Below are 13,032 nucleotides of genomic sequence, written 5' to 3'. Positions count from 1 at the left end.
GCGGTCCGGCACGGTAGTCCCAGTGAAGTGATTCCACTGGGAGGAACCGATGACCACAACGAACCAGGTCGCCATCGAAGCTGTTGACTTGGTCAAGAAATATGGCAGCACCACCGCCCTGGCCGGCGTCGACCTGAGTGTGCCGACCGGCACCGTGCTCGGGGTCCTCGGGCCGAACGGGGCCGGCAAGACCACGGCGGTCCGCATCCTCGGCACACTGCTCCGCCCCGACTCCGGCCACGCCACCGTCGGCGGGTACGACGTCGTCCGCGAGGCCGGCCGGGTCCGGGAGATCATCGGGCTGACCGGACAGTACGCCTCGGTCGACGAGGACATGTCCGGCCGGCGGAACCTGATCATGATCGGGCGGCTGCTCGGCCACTCGCGGGAACGGTCCCGCGCCAAGGCGGACCAGTTGCTGGAGCGGTTCGAGCTGACCGACGCCGGTGACCGGATCGCGAAGACGTACTCCGGCGGTATGCGCCGGCGCCTCGACCTGGCCGCCAGCCTGGTCGGCGACCCGAGCATCCTCTACCTGGACGAGCCCACCACCGGTCTCGACCCGCACGCCCGCAACGGCGTCTGGGAGACGATCCGCAACCTGGTGCTCGACGGGACCACGGTGCTCCTCACCACGCAGTACCTGGAGGAGGCCGACGCACTGGCCGACTCGATCATGGTGTTCGACAAGGGCCGGGTGGTCGCCTCCGGGCGGCCGGCCGAGTTGAAGGCCCAGGCCGGCAAGCAGTCGCTGGACGTCAGTCCGGCCGAGCCGGCCCACCTCGAGCGGGTCGCGGCGATCGTCGCCGAGTCCGTCGGCGTACGGCCGACCGTCGACGTGGTGAACGCAAGGGTGAGCGCGCCGGTCACCGACGGTACGTCGATGCCGGTCGTGGTACGCCGCCTCGACGAGGAAGGCATCGCGGTCACCGAACTGGCGCTGCGGCTGCCCAGCCTGGACGAGGTGTTCCTCGCCCTGACCGGGCACACCGCCGAAGAGAAGAAGTACGACGCTGTCCTGGAAGGAGCGGGCCGATGAGCACCGCTGTTGTCGATGCCCCGGCCCACGCGGGCCGCCGTACCAATCCGTTCGCCTGGGTGCAGCAGAGCCTGACCCTGGCCTGGCGCAACGTCGTCCGGATCCGGCAGAACCCGGAAGCCCTGGCGGACGTGACGTTCCAGCCGATCATCTTCCTGGTGCTGTTCCTGTTCGTCTTCGGCGGCGCGATCGCCCAGGGCGGGACGTGGCACGACTACCTGCCGTACCTGCTGCCCGGTCTGCTGGTGCAGACCGTGGTGTTCTCCACGATGGGCACCGGGGTGGCGCTGAACGACGACTTCGCCAAGGGAGTCTTCGACCGGTTCCGGAGTCTGCCGATCGCCCGGATCGCACCGTTGGTGGGCGCTGTCCTCGGTGACGCGGTGCGGTACTCCCTGTCGATCGTGATCCTGATGGGGACCGGGTTCGTGCTCGGTTTCCGGTTCCAGAATGGCGTCGGCAACGGCCTGCTGGCGCTGGTGATCGTGCTGCTGTTCGCGCTGTCGATGTGCTGGATCTGGGTCTGGCTGGGGCTGACCCTGAAGACCGCGCAGGGCGTCCAGGGCGTCGCCTTCCTGGTGATGTTCCCGCTCACCTTCGGCAGCAACGTGTTCGTCCAGACCGACACCCTGCCGGGCTTCCTGCAGGCGTTCGTGAACGTCAACCCGGTGAAGTACCTGGTCGACACCATGCGAGCCCTGATGCTGGGCGGCGACCTCCAGAAGCCCCTCCTCATCACCTTCGCCTGGATGATCGGCCTGGTAGCAGTCTTCGCCCCCCTAGCCATCCGCGCCTACCGCCGCCGCACCTGAACCCAACCCACGAAAGGGCCGGGGTTTTCCCCGGCCCCTTTCGTCGTGCGCGTGGCTAGCCTGAGGCGGTGCGGATCAACGTGTATGTCGATGGGTTCAACCTGTACTACGGCTGCCTCAAGGGGCGGCCGTACAAGTGGTTGGACCTCGAGAGGATGTGCGGCCTGTTGCTCCGCCGGTTCGAGATCGGGCGGATCAGGTACTTCACAGCGCACGTGAAGGAGCGGCCGGAGAATCTGCAGGCGCCGGTTCGACAGCAGGCCTATCTCCGCGCCCTCGGCACTCTGCCCAGCGTCGAGATCCACTACGGCAGCTTCCTCACCAAACCCACCCGCATGCTGCTGGCCAACCCGCCGAGCTCCGGACCACGGACCGTCGAGGTGATCAAGACCGAGGAGAAGGGCTCCGACGTCAACCTGGCGACCTACCTGCTGGTGGATGCGTTCCGGGACGATGCCGAAGCCTTCGCCGTCGTCAGCAACGACTCGGACCTGACCGAGCCGATCCGGATCGTTCGGCATGAGCTCGGCAAGGTAGTAGGCCTGCTCAACCCCCAGCCTGTGCCCAGTCAACGGCTCATGCTCTGCCGGCCGACCTTCGCGAAGCAGATCCGGGCCGGTGTGCTGGGCGCCAGCCAACTCCCCGCACGGGTGGTCGACGGGGCGGGCGCGGTGATCCGGAAGCCTGCTGGGTGGTGAAAAGCAGAAGCCCCACCGGAGTGGGGCTTCGCACCCAGCCACCGAGGCAACTGGGGGGATGGTCACAGGCTAGCCGATGGGTCGGGTCCCGGCAAACGGCTCAATCGGGGAGGTGCTCGCCGAAGGCGAGGGGTTGGCGGGTGCAGAGGTAGGTTGCCCAGTGCAACTTTGTGGGGGTGCCGGTGGTGTCTCGGGTGATGCGGAGGAGTTCGCCGGTTTCGCGGCCGGAGATGGTGCGGTAGGTGTCTTCGGAGATGCGGGCGAAGACGGCCGGCTTGATGTGTTCGGGGGCGCCGAGGCCGGCCGCCTCGAGGGTGCCGGACTTGACCGAGAAGATGAACGGGCGGCCCTCGGAGAACCACGTGCCGAGGACACCTTCGAGCTCGGCCGGTACGGCGTCGCCCGGCATCCACGGGCCGGCGGGCAGCGGGTCGTCCTCGAGGACCTTGATCACCAGATCGGTGGCCAGCGCGCTCGGGGCCGGCGACGACGTCGAGTTGAACAGCGCGATCCCGGCCGTGCCGGACGGGCGGTGGACGAACGTCGACGTGATGTGACCGGGCATGCCGCCGTCATGTCCGACGAACACGCGGTCGCCGAGACGCATCAGCATGAAGCCGAGCCCGAAGGCGAGCTGCCATCGCTCCATGTCGGCCATGAGCTGGACCTGGCACATCTCGTCCACGGTGTCCTTCGACAGCACCTCGTCCACCGGGTCGGCCACGAACATGGCCCACTTGGCCAGATCCTCAGCAGTTGAAGCGAGCCCGCCGCAGGCGTTCAGCGCACCGAGATCGAGCAGCTTCTCCTGCACCGGTACGTCGGTGTACGGCGGCACGTAGTACCCGGTGGCCGCCGGTCCGCCGTCCATGCCGACCGTCGTACGGCGCATCTCCAGCGGGTCAAGGATCCGGGCCTTGATCGCGTCGTACCAGGGCCGGCCGTCGATCCGGGCGACGATCTCGCCGAGCATCGAGAAGACGAGGTTCGAGTAGTGGACCCGGTGGTGCGGCTTGCCGACCCGCTCGGCCTCGTTCCAGCCCGACACCAGCTCCTCGCGGTCCGGGAACTTCATCAGGTCCCAGACGTCGCCGACCGGCTCGCGCTGCATGCCGCTGGCGTGGCTGAGCATCTGCCGCACGGTGATGCCCTCGTGCTTGCTCTCCGGGATCAGCTTCTCGACCGTGTCGTCCAGGCTGAGCTTGCCTTCGTCGCGCAGTGCCATGATCGCGACCGCGGTCAGCGTCTTGCTCTGCGACGCGATCAGGAACTGCGAATCCGCCGTCGGTGGCACCCCGGGCGAACCCAGATCGGCCGATCCGGCGCCCTGCGACCAGGCCAGCGATCCGGCCCGGGCCACGGCCCCGACGACGCCGGGAACCCGCCCTTTGGTCTGCCGTTCGGAAACGATTCGAGTGAGAGCGGTCTGTGTACCCGCGGCGATGTCAGTCACGACTGCCGAGACTATGCGAAGGACGTGACAAAAGGCAGGGGGATTTGGACGGCCTCATGTGCGAGGCTGGAGGTGTGCGCATAGCGGTGCTTGGGCCTCTCGCGATGTGGGCGGCCGACGGGACTCCGCTGGACGTCCGCGGGGTCCGGCTGCGCGGATTGCTCGCCCGGCTCGCGCTCAGCGCCGGCCGCCCGGTGAGCGTCGAGACGCTGGTCGACGGCCTGTGGGGCAGTGAGGCTCCCAGCGCGAACGCCCTGCAGTCGCTCGTCTCCCGCCTGCGCGCCGGCCTGCCGGCCACCGAGTCGAGCGTCTCGGTCCAGTCCGGCCCGGCCGGCTACACGCTGACGATGGGGGCCGACTGCGTCGACGCCCTCCAGTTCGAGGACCTGGTACGCCGCGGCCGCGGGCTGATCGGCTCCGATCCGGAGAAGGCCCACGCACTGCTCACGCAGGCGGACAAGCTGTGGCGCGGAGACGCGCTCGCCGACCTCCGCGACCTGCCGTTCGCATCGGTCGAGGCCGACCGCCTGAGTGAGCTCCGGCTCGCCGCGGCCGAGGATCTCGCCGAGGCCGCCGTCCGATGCGGCCACGCGCGCGACCGCATCACCGACCTCGAACGCCTCGCCGTCGCCCACCCACTCCGCGAGCGCGTCCACGAGCTGCTGATCAGAGCCCTGTACGCCGATGGCCGGCAAGCCGAGGCGTTGGCGGCGTACGAGCGGGTCCGGGCAACCCTCGCGGACGAGCTCGGTGCGGACCCGGGGACCCGTCTGCGCGAGCTACACGTCGCCGTACTGCGTGGGGACTCGGTGGACCCGGTGGCGACCGACGGTGTCGTGCCCGCGACGACCGCTGCGGCGCCACACAGCAACCTGCGTGCACCGATGACCAGCTTCGTCGGCCGCCGCGAGGACGTGGCCGAGCTGGAGCGACTGCTGAACAACGGGACGCGTCTGGTGACCATGGTCGGTCCTGGTGGCGCTGGGAAGACCAGACTGGCGACAGAGACCGGACGGTCCCTCGTTGCGCAGAGCGGCGACGGCGTCTGGTTCGTCGAGCTCGCGCCACTCGGTGACGCCGCGGAGGTCGCGCCCGCAGTCCTGTCCGCGCTCGGCGCGACCGAGTACATCGACACTCCGCAGAGCGCCCTGGGGACACCGAGGCGGCTCCCGGCGTCGAGGGCCGCGACCGAGCGGCTGGTGGACGTCATCGCGGACCGCCGGGTCCTGCTCGTGCTGGACAACTGCGAGCACCTCGTGCAGGAGGTCGCCGCCCTGGTCGACTCGTTGCTCGCGGCCTGCCCGCGCCTCCGGGTGCTGACGACCAGCCGTGAGCCACTGAGCATCCCCGGCGAGCTCCTGCATCCGGTCGGCCCGCTGGGGCTGCCGCCCGAGGACGCGGTCGACGACGAGTACCCGGCGATCCAGCTGTTCGTCGACCGGGCCCGCGCCGTACGACCGGACTTCGCCCTGATCGACGCGAACCGGGGAGCGGTCGCGGAGATCTGCCGCCGGCTGGACGGCATGCCACTGGCGATCGAGCTCGCGGCGGCACGGCTGCGGGCGCTCACGCCGGAGCTGATCGTGGAGCGGCTCGCCGACCGCTTCCGTCTGCTGACCAGCGGATCGCGGACCGCGCTGCCCAGGCACCAGACGTTGCGCGCGGTCGTGGAGTGGAGCTGGGAGCTGCTCGATCCCGACGAGCAGGCGGTGGCTCGACGGCTGTCCCTGTTCTCCGGCGGCGCGACCCTGGAGGCCGCCGAGCAGGTGTGCAGCGACCGCAATCTGCCGCCCCACGCGATCCTGGGCGTACTGGCGTCTCTTGTCGACAAATCGCTCGTGGAAGCGGCGGCCGGCGAGCGCTCGGTGCGGTACCGGATGCTCGAGACGGTCCGGGCGTACGGCGCCGAGCAGCTCGAGTTGGCCGGTGAGCGGGAGCGCTTCCGGCACGCGCACACGATGTACTTCAGCCGGTTGCTGCGGCAGGCCAAGCCGAAGCTGCGCACTGGCGAGCAGATCCAGTGGATCGCCCGCCTGACCGCGGAGAACGAGAACCTGCTCGACGCGCTCCGCCATGCGATCGACACCGGTTCGGCGCGCGTCGCGGTCCAGCTCGTCTCGGTGCTGGGTGAGTACTGGAACATGAGCGGCCGCCCGACCGAGGCGGTCGGCTGGATGCAGGCGGCGCTCGCCGTACCGGGACCGACCTCGCCGCACGATCGGGCGATGGCCCTGATGCTGTACTCGATCGGCACGCTGTCCATCAGCGAGGATCCGGGCGCGAACTTCCACGCGGCGATCCGCGGGCTGGCCGAGGTGCGGTGGCTGAGCCGGCGTCATGAGTACGTCGCACAGTCCGGCGTCGGGATGTTCACGAACGCCGTGTGGGCGATGATCCGCCGGGACAAGGCCGCGTCGTTCCGGGAGCTCGAGGCGGCCCGCGAGCACGACGACCCCTGGACCCGGAACCTGGGCGTGATGATGACGGCGATGTTCCGCGAGAACGACGGCGAGGTCGACCAGATGGCGGCCGACCTGACCGTGGCGCTCGACGGCTTCCGTCAGCTCGGCGATCGCTGGGGTACGTCGATGGCTCTGCGCGGACTGGCGAGCTTCCAGGGCAGCCGTGGCGACCACGAGAGCGCGCTCGAGTCGGTGGAGGAGGCCCTCAGACTGATCGGTGAGCTGGGCACGACCGAGGGCGTGTCCCAGCTGCTCGGTCAGAGTGCGGCGGAGCGGGTCGAGCTCGGCGACATCGATGGCGCTCGTGCGGACCTGGCCAGAGCGATGCAGCTGGCCGAGGAAACGGGGTCGCGTGGCGGTCAGGGGATGGCGTACCTGGGGTTGTCGCGTGTCGCCTATCGGACCGGCCGGCTGGACGAGGCCAAGGAACTGGGCGAACGCGCGTACTCGATGCTCGACCTCGAGGTGGAGCGGATGGCGCCGCAAGGCCAGGCGATGATGCTGGCCAACCTCTGCCGGGTGCATATCGCGCGCAAGGAGCTCGACGAGGCGCGCCGCTACGGCAAGCAGGCGATCGAGCTCGGTCTGTCCGCAGACGACATGCCGGTGGCGTCGATCATCGTCGAGGTCCTGGCGGATGTGGAGGAGCTGGCCGGCGACCCCGAGCTCGCGGCGCGGACGCTGGGCATGGCGGCGGCGATGCGCGGTCTGCGGACGGTCGCCGACGCCGACGTCCGGGCCGCGTTCGACCGGCTGCAAGAGGCCCTGGGCAACGATGCGTTCGACGCCGCGTACGACGCCGGCGCGTCGCTGCCCCGGGATCAGGTGGTGCTCGAACTGCGGAAGCGGGTCAGCTCGTCATGAGCTGAACGGCCAGCTCACGCAGGGACTGCTGCACCGTCTGTTCGGGCGGTCGCGGGTCGGTCAGCATCCAGTCGTAGACCACGGTGTTCACCGCGCCGAAGAAGGCCAGCCCGAGGAACCGGAAGTCCTTGGGCTTGATCTCGCCGCGGCCGACGGCGGTCTCGCCGAGGTCGTTCACGCTGCCGATCAGCAGCTCCCGGAAGGCGATCCGCTGCTCCTCGACGGCCGGACTGGTACCGACCACTTCGACGAACGAGATCCGCGCCTGACGCAGGTCGGCCATGATCGTGTGCAGGTAACTGTCGACGGCCGCGGTGATCCGCTCGCCGACCGGCCGGTCGGCGGTACGGCGCAACGCGTCGCCGGTGGTCCGCACCGCCGTTTCGATCACCTGCGCGTGCACCGCGAGCAACACGGCTTCCTTGTTCTGGAACTCGTGGTAGAAGTGGCGGGTGGAGACTTTCGCCTGTGTACACAGGCGTTCCACCGATGTCGCGGGATAGCCTTCGGTCCCGAACAACTCCAGCGCGGCGGCGAGCAGTCGCTCCCGGCGCGCAGCCTTCCACTCCTCGACGGACCGCCCGGAATAACGGCGTACGGAGGGTTCCCTCATCACACCTCTTGTCGCTACCCCGTGCCAGATGCCGGACATCCTATCCACCACTCGGCGCCGCTGTAACCGGGTTACCGGGGTGGGTGGTCATCGCGGTGAAGACCACCCACCCCGGGTCCTCGGATCAGTTCAGCTTCTCGTAGCCGGTGGTGCCGTCCAGCAGTTCCCGGATGATGTCCAGGTGCCCGAGGTGACGGGCGGTCTCCTCGATCATGTGGCAGAGGATGTACCGCACCGATGCGTGCCCGGTGTCGCGGACCACGGCTCGTTCGACGTCACCCAGGTCGAAGCCGGCGACGATCTCGTTCGATCGGGCGCATTCGGCGTCGTAATCGTCGAGCAGTCGGGCCAGCGGTACGTCGTCGACGAACATCTCGGCGTCGGGATGTCCGCCCTCGGTAAAGGGGGTCTGCCCCTCGTCCGGCGTACCGAGAAGGTTCTCGGTGAACCAGGAGTACTCGACCCAGCGCAGGTGCGAGACCAGCCCGGCGACCGTCGTGAGCGGCGAGGTGGGCAGCAGGCTGCGATGTGCGTCGGCCTCGCTCAGACCCTCGCACTTCACTCGCACCAGCGAGCGCAGATGATCGAGCCAGCCGGTCAGCTGGGTCCGCTCGTCCGCTGTCAGTGGCGGCCTCATGCCGGGTCCTCGTTCGGACGCGTGTAGCCGGTGGTGCCGTCGAGGAGCTCCCGGATGATGTCGAGGTGGCCGACATGGCGCGCGGTCTCCTCGATCATGTGGCAGAGGATGTAGCGCAAGGACGCCGCGTCACCCTTCGCGGCGTACGGGCCTTGCTCGAGCGCATCGAGCGAGTGGGCGGCGATGGTCTCGCTGGATCGCGCGCACTCGGCGTCGTACTCGTCCAGCAGTTGGGCGATGGGTACGTCGTCGACGAACATCTCGGCGTCGGGGTGACCGCCTTCCGTCCACGGAGTCTGGCCGGTGTCGGCGACGCCGGCCAGGGCGAGCTGGAACCACGAATACTCGTTCCAGCGCAGATGCGCGACCAGGCCGGCCATCGTCATCAGCGGCGACGTCGGCAGAAGCTTGCGGTGGGCATCTTCTTCGCTGAGCCCCTGGCACTTCATCCGGACGAAGGAACGTTGCAGGTCGAGCCATCCGGTCAGCTGGACGCGCTCGTCGGCGGTCAGCGGCGGACGCTGTACTTCGGTCATTGAAAGCTCCTGTACTGAAAGGGAGCCGCCCGGTCTCAGCCGCGGGTACGGCGGACGGGCAGCACGACGGTCGAACTCGACATCGCGCTCACCTCCTCTCCGCCACCGGGGGATGCCGATCCCTCCGGCAGGCAGCACGATACACAGCCGGGATCCCGGCCGGAAACCCGGTTTCTGGCACTCTGGTGCGTGACGGCGCCCGCACCGCGCGAAGAGGTGAGACGTGGATCCACGGTTCGACCTGCCGCTGTACACACGTGCCGAGGTGGCGCTCCAACTCGGGTTGCCCGCGACGACGCTCGGGGACTGGTTGCGGTCGGGGGCGCTGGAGGCGGTCAGCGGTGGACGCGGGGAGCCGACGATCACCTTCGCCGGGCTGGTCGAGACACACATGCTGCGACAGCTCAGGTACGCCGGGTTGTCGCTGCAGGCGATCGGTGAAGCGGCGATCGCGCTGCGGTCCCGCGCCGGCCGGCACTACCCGCTGGCGTGGTCCGGGCTGGCGCACGACGGCCGGGATCTGCTCATCGAGATCGCCGCCGAGGGCCGCGAACAGGGCTGGGAACGCATCCGCGACAGCCAAGGCGGTCTGCCCGGCGTCCTACGCCGGGGATCGGCCGCGATCGGCTGGGCCGACGACGGGTACGCCGGAACGCTGCGCCTCGTCATCTATCACGATGTGGATGTCGTCGTGGATCCGGAACGAGCCGGCGGCCAACCCCTCGTCGAGGGCTCCGGGGTCCGCGTCGAGGGCGTCATCGATCGGGTCCGCACCGGGGCGACGTACCGCGAGATCGCCGCCAAGTTCAACCTCGAGGACTTCGAGGTCGAGGCCCTCGTCCGCCCCCACATCCGCCCACCCGCCTTCCGCAAGTCCAGCCACCCGCGATCCCAGGCCGACGTACTCCTCTGAGGCCAGGCTCTCAGCCTGTTAGCGGTTGTCTTTGATCCGCTTGGCCTTGCCGAGGGAGCGTTCGAGGGCGTGGGGGGCGAGGACCTCGACGGTGGCGGTGACGCCTACCCGCTCTTTGATGCGGCGGGCGAGTTGAGCGCCGGCGGTGGCGGGGTCGGTGAGGCCGGGGGCTGCTTCGACCTGGACGGTGAGTTCGTCGAGGCGGCCGGGGCGGGTGAGGACGCAGAGGTAGTGCGGGGTCAGACCCTCGACCAGCAGGATCTGTTCCTCGATCTGGGTGGGGAACACGTTGACGCCGCGGACGATCATCATGTCGTCGGTGCGGCCGGTGATCTTCTCCATCCGCCGCATTCCCGGCCGTGCCGTCCCCGGGAGCAGCCGGGTCAGGTCCCGCGTGCGATAACGCAGTACCGGAAAGGCTTCCTTGGTCAGCGTGGTGAAGACCAGTTCGCCGATCCCGCCGTCCGGCAGCACCTCGCCGGTCACCGGGTCGATGATCTCCGGGTAGAAGTGGTCCTCCCAGATGTGCAGGCCGTCCTTGGTCTCGACACATTCCTGCGCGACCCCCGGACCCATCACCTCGGACAGGCCGTAGATGTCGACGGCGTGCATCCCGGTCCGCTGCTCGACCTCGGTGCGCATCTGTTCGGTCCACGGTTCGGCGCCGAAGATGCCGATCCGCAGCGAGGTGTCGCGCGGATCCAGGCCGCGCGCCTCGATTTCGTCCACGATGGCGAGGAAGTACGACGGGGTGACCATGATGATCCGGGCGCCGAAGTCACGGATCAGGTCGACCTGCCGCTCGGTCATCCCGCCGGACACCGGTACGACGGTGCACCCCAACCGCTCGGCACCGTAGTGCGCCCCGAGACCACCGGTGAACAGGCCGTAGCCGTAGGCAACATGGCACACATCGCCCGCGCGCCCACCGGCCGCCCGGATCGACCGCGCCATGAGATCCGCCCAGGTATCCACATCCCGCCGCGTGTACCCAACCACCGTCGGCCGTCCCGTCGTACCCGACGAGGCATGCACCCGCACCACCTCGGACCGCGGTACGGCGAACATCCCGAACGGATAGTTGTCGCGCAGATCCGCCTTGGCCGTGAACGGCAACCGGCCCAGGTCCTCCAGCGACTTCAGATCGCCCGGCGCGAAGCCGACCGAGTCCAGCGCGGCCCGATAATGCGGGACGTTCTCGTACGTCGTCCTGATCGTTGTCTGCAGCAACGACAGCTGACGGGACCGGAGTTCGTCGACGGACAGCCGTTCGCCGTCGTCACGCAGGTCATCGGGACAGGGATCGCCGAGCATCACACCACCTACCGATCAGGGACGGGCGAGCAGGGTCGCGATCCCCTGACCCACTCCGATGCACATGGTTGCGAGCGCGTACCCGGCCTCGCGGTGGCGAAGCTCCAAGGCGGCGGTGAGAGCGAGGCGGGCGCCGGACATCCCCAGGGGGTGGCCGAGGGCGATGGCGCCGCCGTTCGGATTGACGTGCTCGGCGTCGTCGGGGAGACCGAGCTCGCGCAGTACTGCCAACGACTGGGACGCGAACGCCTCGTTCAGCTCGATCGCGCCGATGTCGGACAGCGCGACGCCGGTGCGGGCGAGCAGCTTGCGGGTGGCGGGCGCGGGGCCGATGCCCATGATCCGCGGCGGCACCCCAGCGGCCGCCGTACCGGCGATCCGAGCGAGAGGCGTGACGCCGAGGCGATCGACCGCGTCGCCGCTCATCACCAGCAGAGCAGCCGCGCCGTCGTTCACGCCCGACGCGTTGCCGGCGGTGACCGTTCCCGGCGAGCGGAACGGAGTCTTCAACCCGGCCAATGCCTCCAGGGAGGTCTCTCGCGGGTGCTCGTCGGCATCGACGACCGTCACCCCACCCCGCTTGCCGTGGACCTCGACCGGGACGATCTCCTCGGCCAGCCGCCCGTTCGCCTGTGCCTTCGCGGCCCGCTGCTGGCTGCGCAGCGCGAACAGATCCTGGTCCTCACGAGAGACGTCGAACTCCGCGGCCACGTTCTCCGCGGTCTCGGGCATCGCGTCGATCCCGTACTGCGCCTGCAGGACCGGGTTCACGAACCGCCAGCCGATCGTGGTGTCGAAGATCTCCGCCTGCCGGGAGAACGCGGTCGTGGCCTTCGGCATCACGAACGGCGCCCGCGACATCGACTCGACCCCGCCGGCGATCACGATCTCGTTGTCGCCAGCAACGATCGACCGCGCGGCCGAGGCGACCGCGTCCAGACCGGAGCCGCACAGCCGGTTGATCGTCGACCCCGGAACCTCGACCGGCAGACCGGACAGCAGCACCGCCATCCGGGCCACGTTGCGGTTGTCCTCGCCGGCCTGGTTCGCGCAGCCGAGGATCACGTCGTCGATCAGCGACGGATCGAGCGAGCTGTGCCGGGCCAGCAACGCGGACACCGCGTGCGCGGCCAGATCGTCCGGCCGGACAGTCGCGAGCGCACCGCCGTACCGTCCGATCGGCGTACGCACGCCGTCGACCAGGAACGCCTCACGGGTCATGACTCCTCCTCCGGGGCCAGGATCGTGCCGGACAACTGCCGGCTGCGGCCGCGGAACTCGGCGATCACCTCGTCGCCGCGCCGGACCGTCACGTCGTAGATCGCGTTCCGGCCGAAGGCGGTTCGCTCGTGGGCCTCGGCGACCAGCAGGTCACCGCGCCGGGCCGGGGCCACGAAGACGATGTCGCAGGCCTGTGCGACGGTCACCTGGTTGCGCGAGTTACAGGCGAACGCGAACGCCGAGTCGGCCAGGCTGAACACGAATCCACCATGCGCGATCCCGTGCCCGTTGACCATGTCCTCGCGCACCGGCATCTCGAGCCGGGCCGTGCCCTCGCCGACGTCGACCAGCCGCATGCCGAGGCCGGCGCTGGCGGTGTCCTCCGCCCACATCGCCGCGGCCACTCGGGCCGCCAGCTCGTCACCCATGGATTCGCCCCATCGAGAACTACTGTTGTGACAACCTATCTC

The 13,032-nt window shown here is 69.3% G+C and carries 12 protein-coding genes; 5 read left to right on the top strand and 7 right to left on the bottom strand.

The annotated features are described in order from the left end of the window. The first annotated feature begins 49 nt into the window (after positions 1 to 49). The 3 genes from AB0I34_RS38200 (at position 50) to AB0I34_RS38190 (ending at position 2,549) form a co-directional block, all read left to right on the top strand. The gene (locus AB0I34_RS38200) at positions 50 to 1,039 is read left to right on the top strand and encodes an ATP-binding cassette domain-containing protein (RefSeq protein ID WP_360455419.1); all 990 of its coding nucleotides are present in this window, start codon (positions 50 to 52) and stop codon (positions 1,037 to 1,039) included. Continuing rightward, complete coding sequence (locus tag AB0I34_RS38195; RefSeq protein ID WP_360455417.1) at positions 1,036 to 1,851, top strand: ABC transporter permease; 816 nt, start codon at positions 1,036 to 1,038, stop codon at positions 1,849 to 1,851. The genes AB0I34_RS38200 and AB0I34_RS38195 overlap by 4 nt, the downstream gene beginning before the upstream one ends. 68 nt (positions 1,852 to 1,919) lie before the next feature. Continuing rightward, the gene (locus AB0I34_RS38190) at positions 1,920 to 2,549 is read left to right on the top strand and encodes an NYN domain-containing protein (protein WP_360455414.1); all 630 of its coding nucleotides are present in this window, start codon (positions 1,920 to 1,922) and stop codon (positions 2,547 to 2,549) included. A gap of 100 nt (positions 2,550 to 2,649) precedes the next feature. On the opposite strand, the gene AB0I34_RS38185 is transcribed toward AB0I34_RS38190, so the two are convergent. Continuing rightward, on the bottom strand, positions 2,650 to 4,002 hold the full coding sequence (locus tag AB0I34_RS38185; RefSeq protein WP_360455411.1) for a serine hydrolase domain-containing protein: 1,353 nt from the start codon (positions 4,000 to 4,002) through the stop codon (positions 2,650 to 2,652). An 86-nt stretch (positions 4,003 to 4,088) separates the two neighbouring features. On the opposite strand from AB0I34_RS38185, the gene AB0I34_RS38180 reads away from it, so the two are divergent. After that, positions 4,089 to 7,328, top strand: coding sequence for a BTAD domain-containing putative transcriptional regulator (locus AB0I34_RS38180; RefSeq protein ID WP_360455408.1), 3,240 nt, complete (start codon positions 4,089 to 4,091; stop codon positions 7,326 to 7,328). On the opposite strand, the gene AB0I34_RS38175 is transcribed toward AB0I34_RS38180, so the two are convergent. The 3 genes from AB0I34_RS38175 to AB0I34_RS38165 all read right to left on the bottom strand — a co-directional run bounded on the left by AB0I34_RS38175 (position 7,315) and on the right by AB0I34_RS38165 (position 9,114). After that, the gene (locus AB0I34_RS38175; RefSeq protein WP_360455405.1) at positions 7,315 to 7,941 is read right to left on the bottom strand and encodes a TetR/AcrR family transcriptional regulator; all 627 of its coding nucleotides are present in this window, start codon (positions 7,939 to 7,941) and stop codon (positions 7,315 to 7,317) included. The two genes, AB0I34_RS38180 and AB0I34_RS38175, sit on opposite strands and share 14 nt — an antisense overlap. 124 nt (positions 7,942 to 8,065) lie before the next feature. Further along, positions 8,066 to 8,578 (bottom strand): DinB family protein, encoded by a 513-nt coding sequence (locus tag AB0I34_RS38170; protein WP_360455402.1) that lies wholly within the window; start codon positions 8,576 to 8,578, stop codon positions 8,066 to 8,068. Next, positions 8,575 to 9,114, bottom strand: a complete 540-nt coding sequence (locus AB0I34_RS38165) for a DinB family protein (protein ID WP_360455399.1) — start codon at positions 9,112 to 9,114, stop codon at positions 8,575 to 8,577. Before AB0I34_RS38165 ends, AB0I34_RS38170 begins: the two co-directional genes overlap by 4 nt. A 223-nt stretch (positions 9,115 to 9,337) precedes the next feature. On the opposite strand from AB0I34_RS38165, the gene AB0I34_RS38160 reads away from it, so the two are divergent. After that, positions 9,338 to 10,027: a DUF433 domain-containing protein gene (locus tag AB0I34_RS38160; protein WP_360455395.1), complete on the top strand. Its 690-nt coding sequence runs from the start codon at positions 9,338 to 9,340 to the stop codon at positions 10,025 to 10,027. Between the two features lie 18 nt (positions 10,028 to 10,045). Here the strand turns inward: AB0I34_RS38160 and paaK are convergent, their stop codons facing one another. The 3 genes from paaK to paaI are packed head-to-tail and all read right to left on the bottom strand — an operon-like array spanning position 10,046 to position 12,990. After that, on the bottom strand, positions 10,046 to 11,341 hold the full coding sequence (gene paaK / locus AB0I34_RS38155; RefSeq protein WP_360455392.1) for a phenylacetate--CoA ligase PaaK: 1,296 nt from the start codon (positions 11,339 to 11,341) through the stop codon (positions 10,046 to 10,048). Positions 11,342 to 11,356: 15 nt separating this feature from the next. Next, positions 11,357 to 12,562, bottom strand: coding sequence for a 3-oxoadipyl-CoA thiolase (gene pcaF / locus AB0I34_RS38150; RefSeq protein ID WP_360455389.1), 1,206 nt, complete (start codon positions 12,560 to 12,562; stop codon positions 11,357 to 11,359). Continuing rightward, entirely contained in the window at positions 12,559 to 12,990 is a 432-nt protein-coding gene (paaI, locus tag AB0I34_RS38145; RefSeq protein WP_360455386.1) for a hydroxyphenylacetyl-CoA thioesterase PaaI, read from the bottom strand. The genes pcaF and paaI overlap by 4 nt, the downstream gene beginning before the upstream one ends. Positions 12,991 to 13,032: the final 42 nt, after the last annotated feature.

Source organism: Kribbella sp. NPDC050281, from assembly GCF_040655855.1.
GTDB lineage: Bacteria > Actinomycetota > Actinomycetes > Propionibacteriales > Kribbellaceae > Kribbella.
The sequence above is the reverse complement of the archived record's forward strand: the minus strand, read 5'-3'. Positions and strand labels throughout refer to the sequence as shown.

Bases quoted from the DNA above. Each gene is read 5' to 3' on its own strand.
- AB0I34_RS38200 (WP_360455419.1), top strand. From the start codon at position 50: ATGACCACAACGAACCAGGTCGCCATCGAAGCTGTTGACTTGGTCAAG.
- AB0I34_RS38195 (WP_360455417.1), top strand. From the start codon at position 1,036: ATGAGCACCGCTGTTGTCGATGCCCCGGCCCACGCGGGCCGCCGTACC.
- AB0I34_RS38175 (WP_360455405.1), bottom strand. From the start codon at position 7,941: ATGAGGGAACCCTCCGTACGCCGTTATTCCGGGCGGTCCGTCGAGGAG.
- AB0I34_RS38170 (WP_360455402.1), bottom strand. From the start codon at position 8,578: ATGAGGCCGCCACTGACAGCGGACGAGCGGACCCAGCTGACCGGCTGG.
- AB0I34_RS38165 (WP_360455399.1), bottom strand. From the start codon at position 9,114: ATGACCGAAGTACAGCGTCCGCCGCTGACCGCCGACGAGCGCGTCCAG.
- paaK (WP_360455392.1), bottom strand. From the start codon at position 11,341: ATGCTCGGCGATCCCTGTCCCGATGACCTGCGTGACGACGGCGAACGG.
- pcaF (WP_360455389.1), bottom strand. From the start codon at position 12,562: ATGACCCGTGAGGCGTTCCTGGTCGACGGCGTGCGTACGCCGATCGGA.
- paaI (WP_360455386.1), bottom strand. From the start codon at position 12,990: ATGGGTGACGAGCTGGCGGCCCGAGTGGCCGCGGCGATGTGGGCGGAG.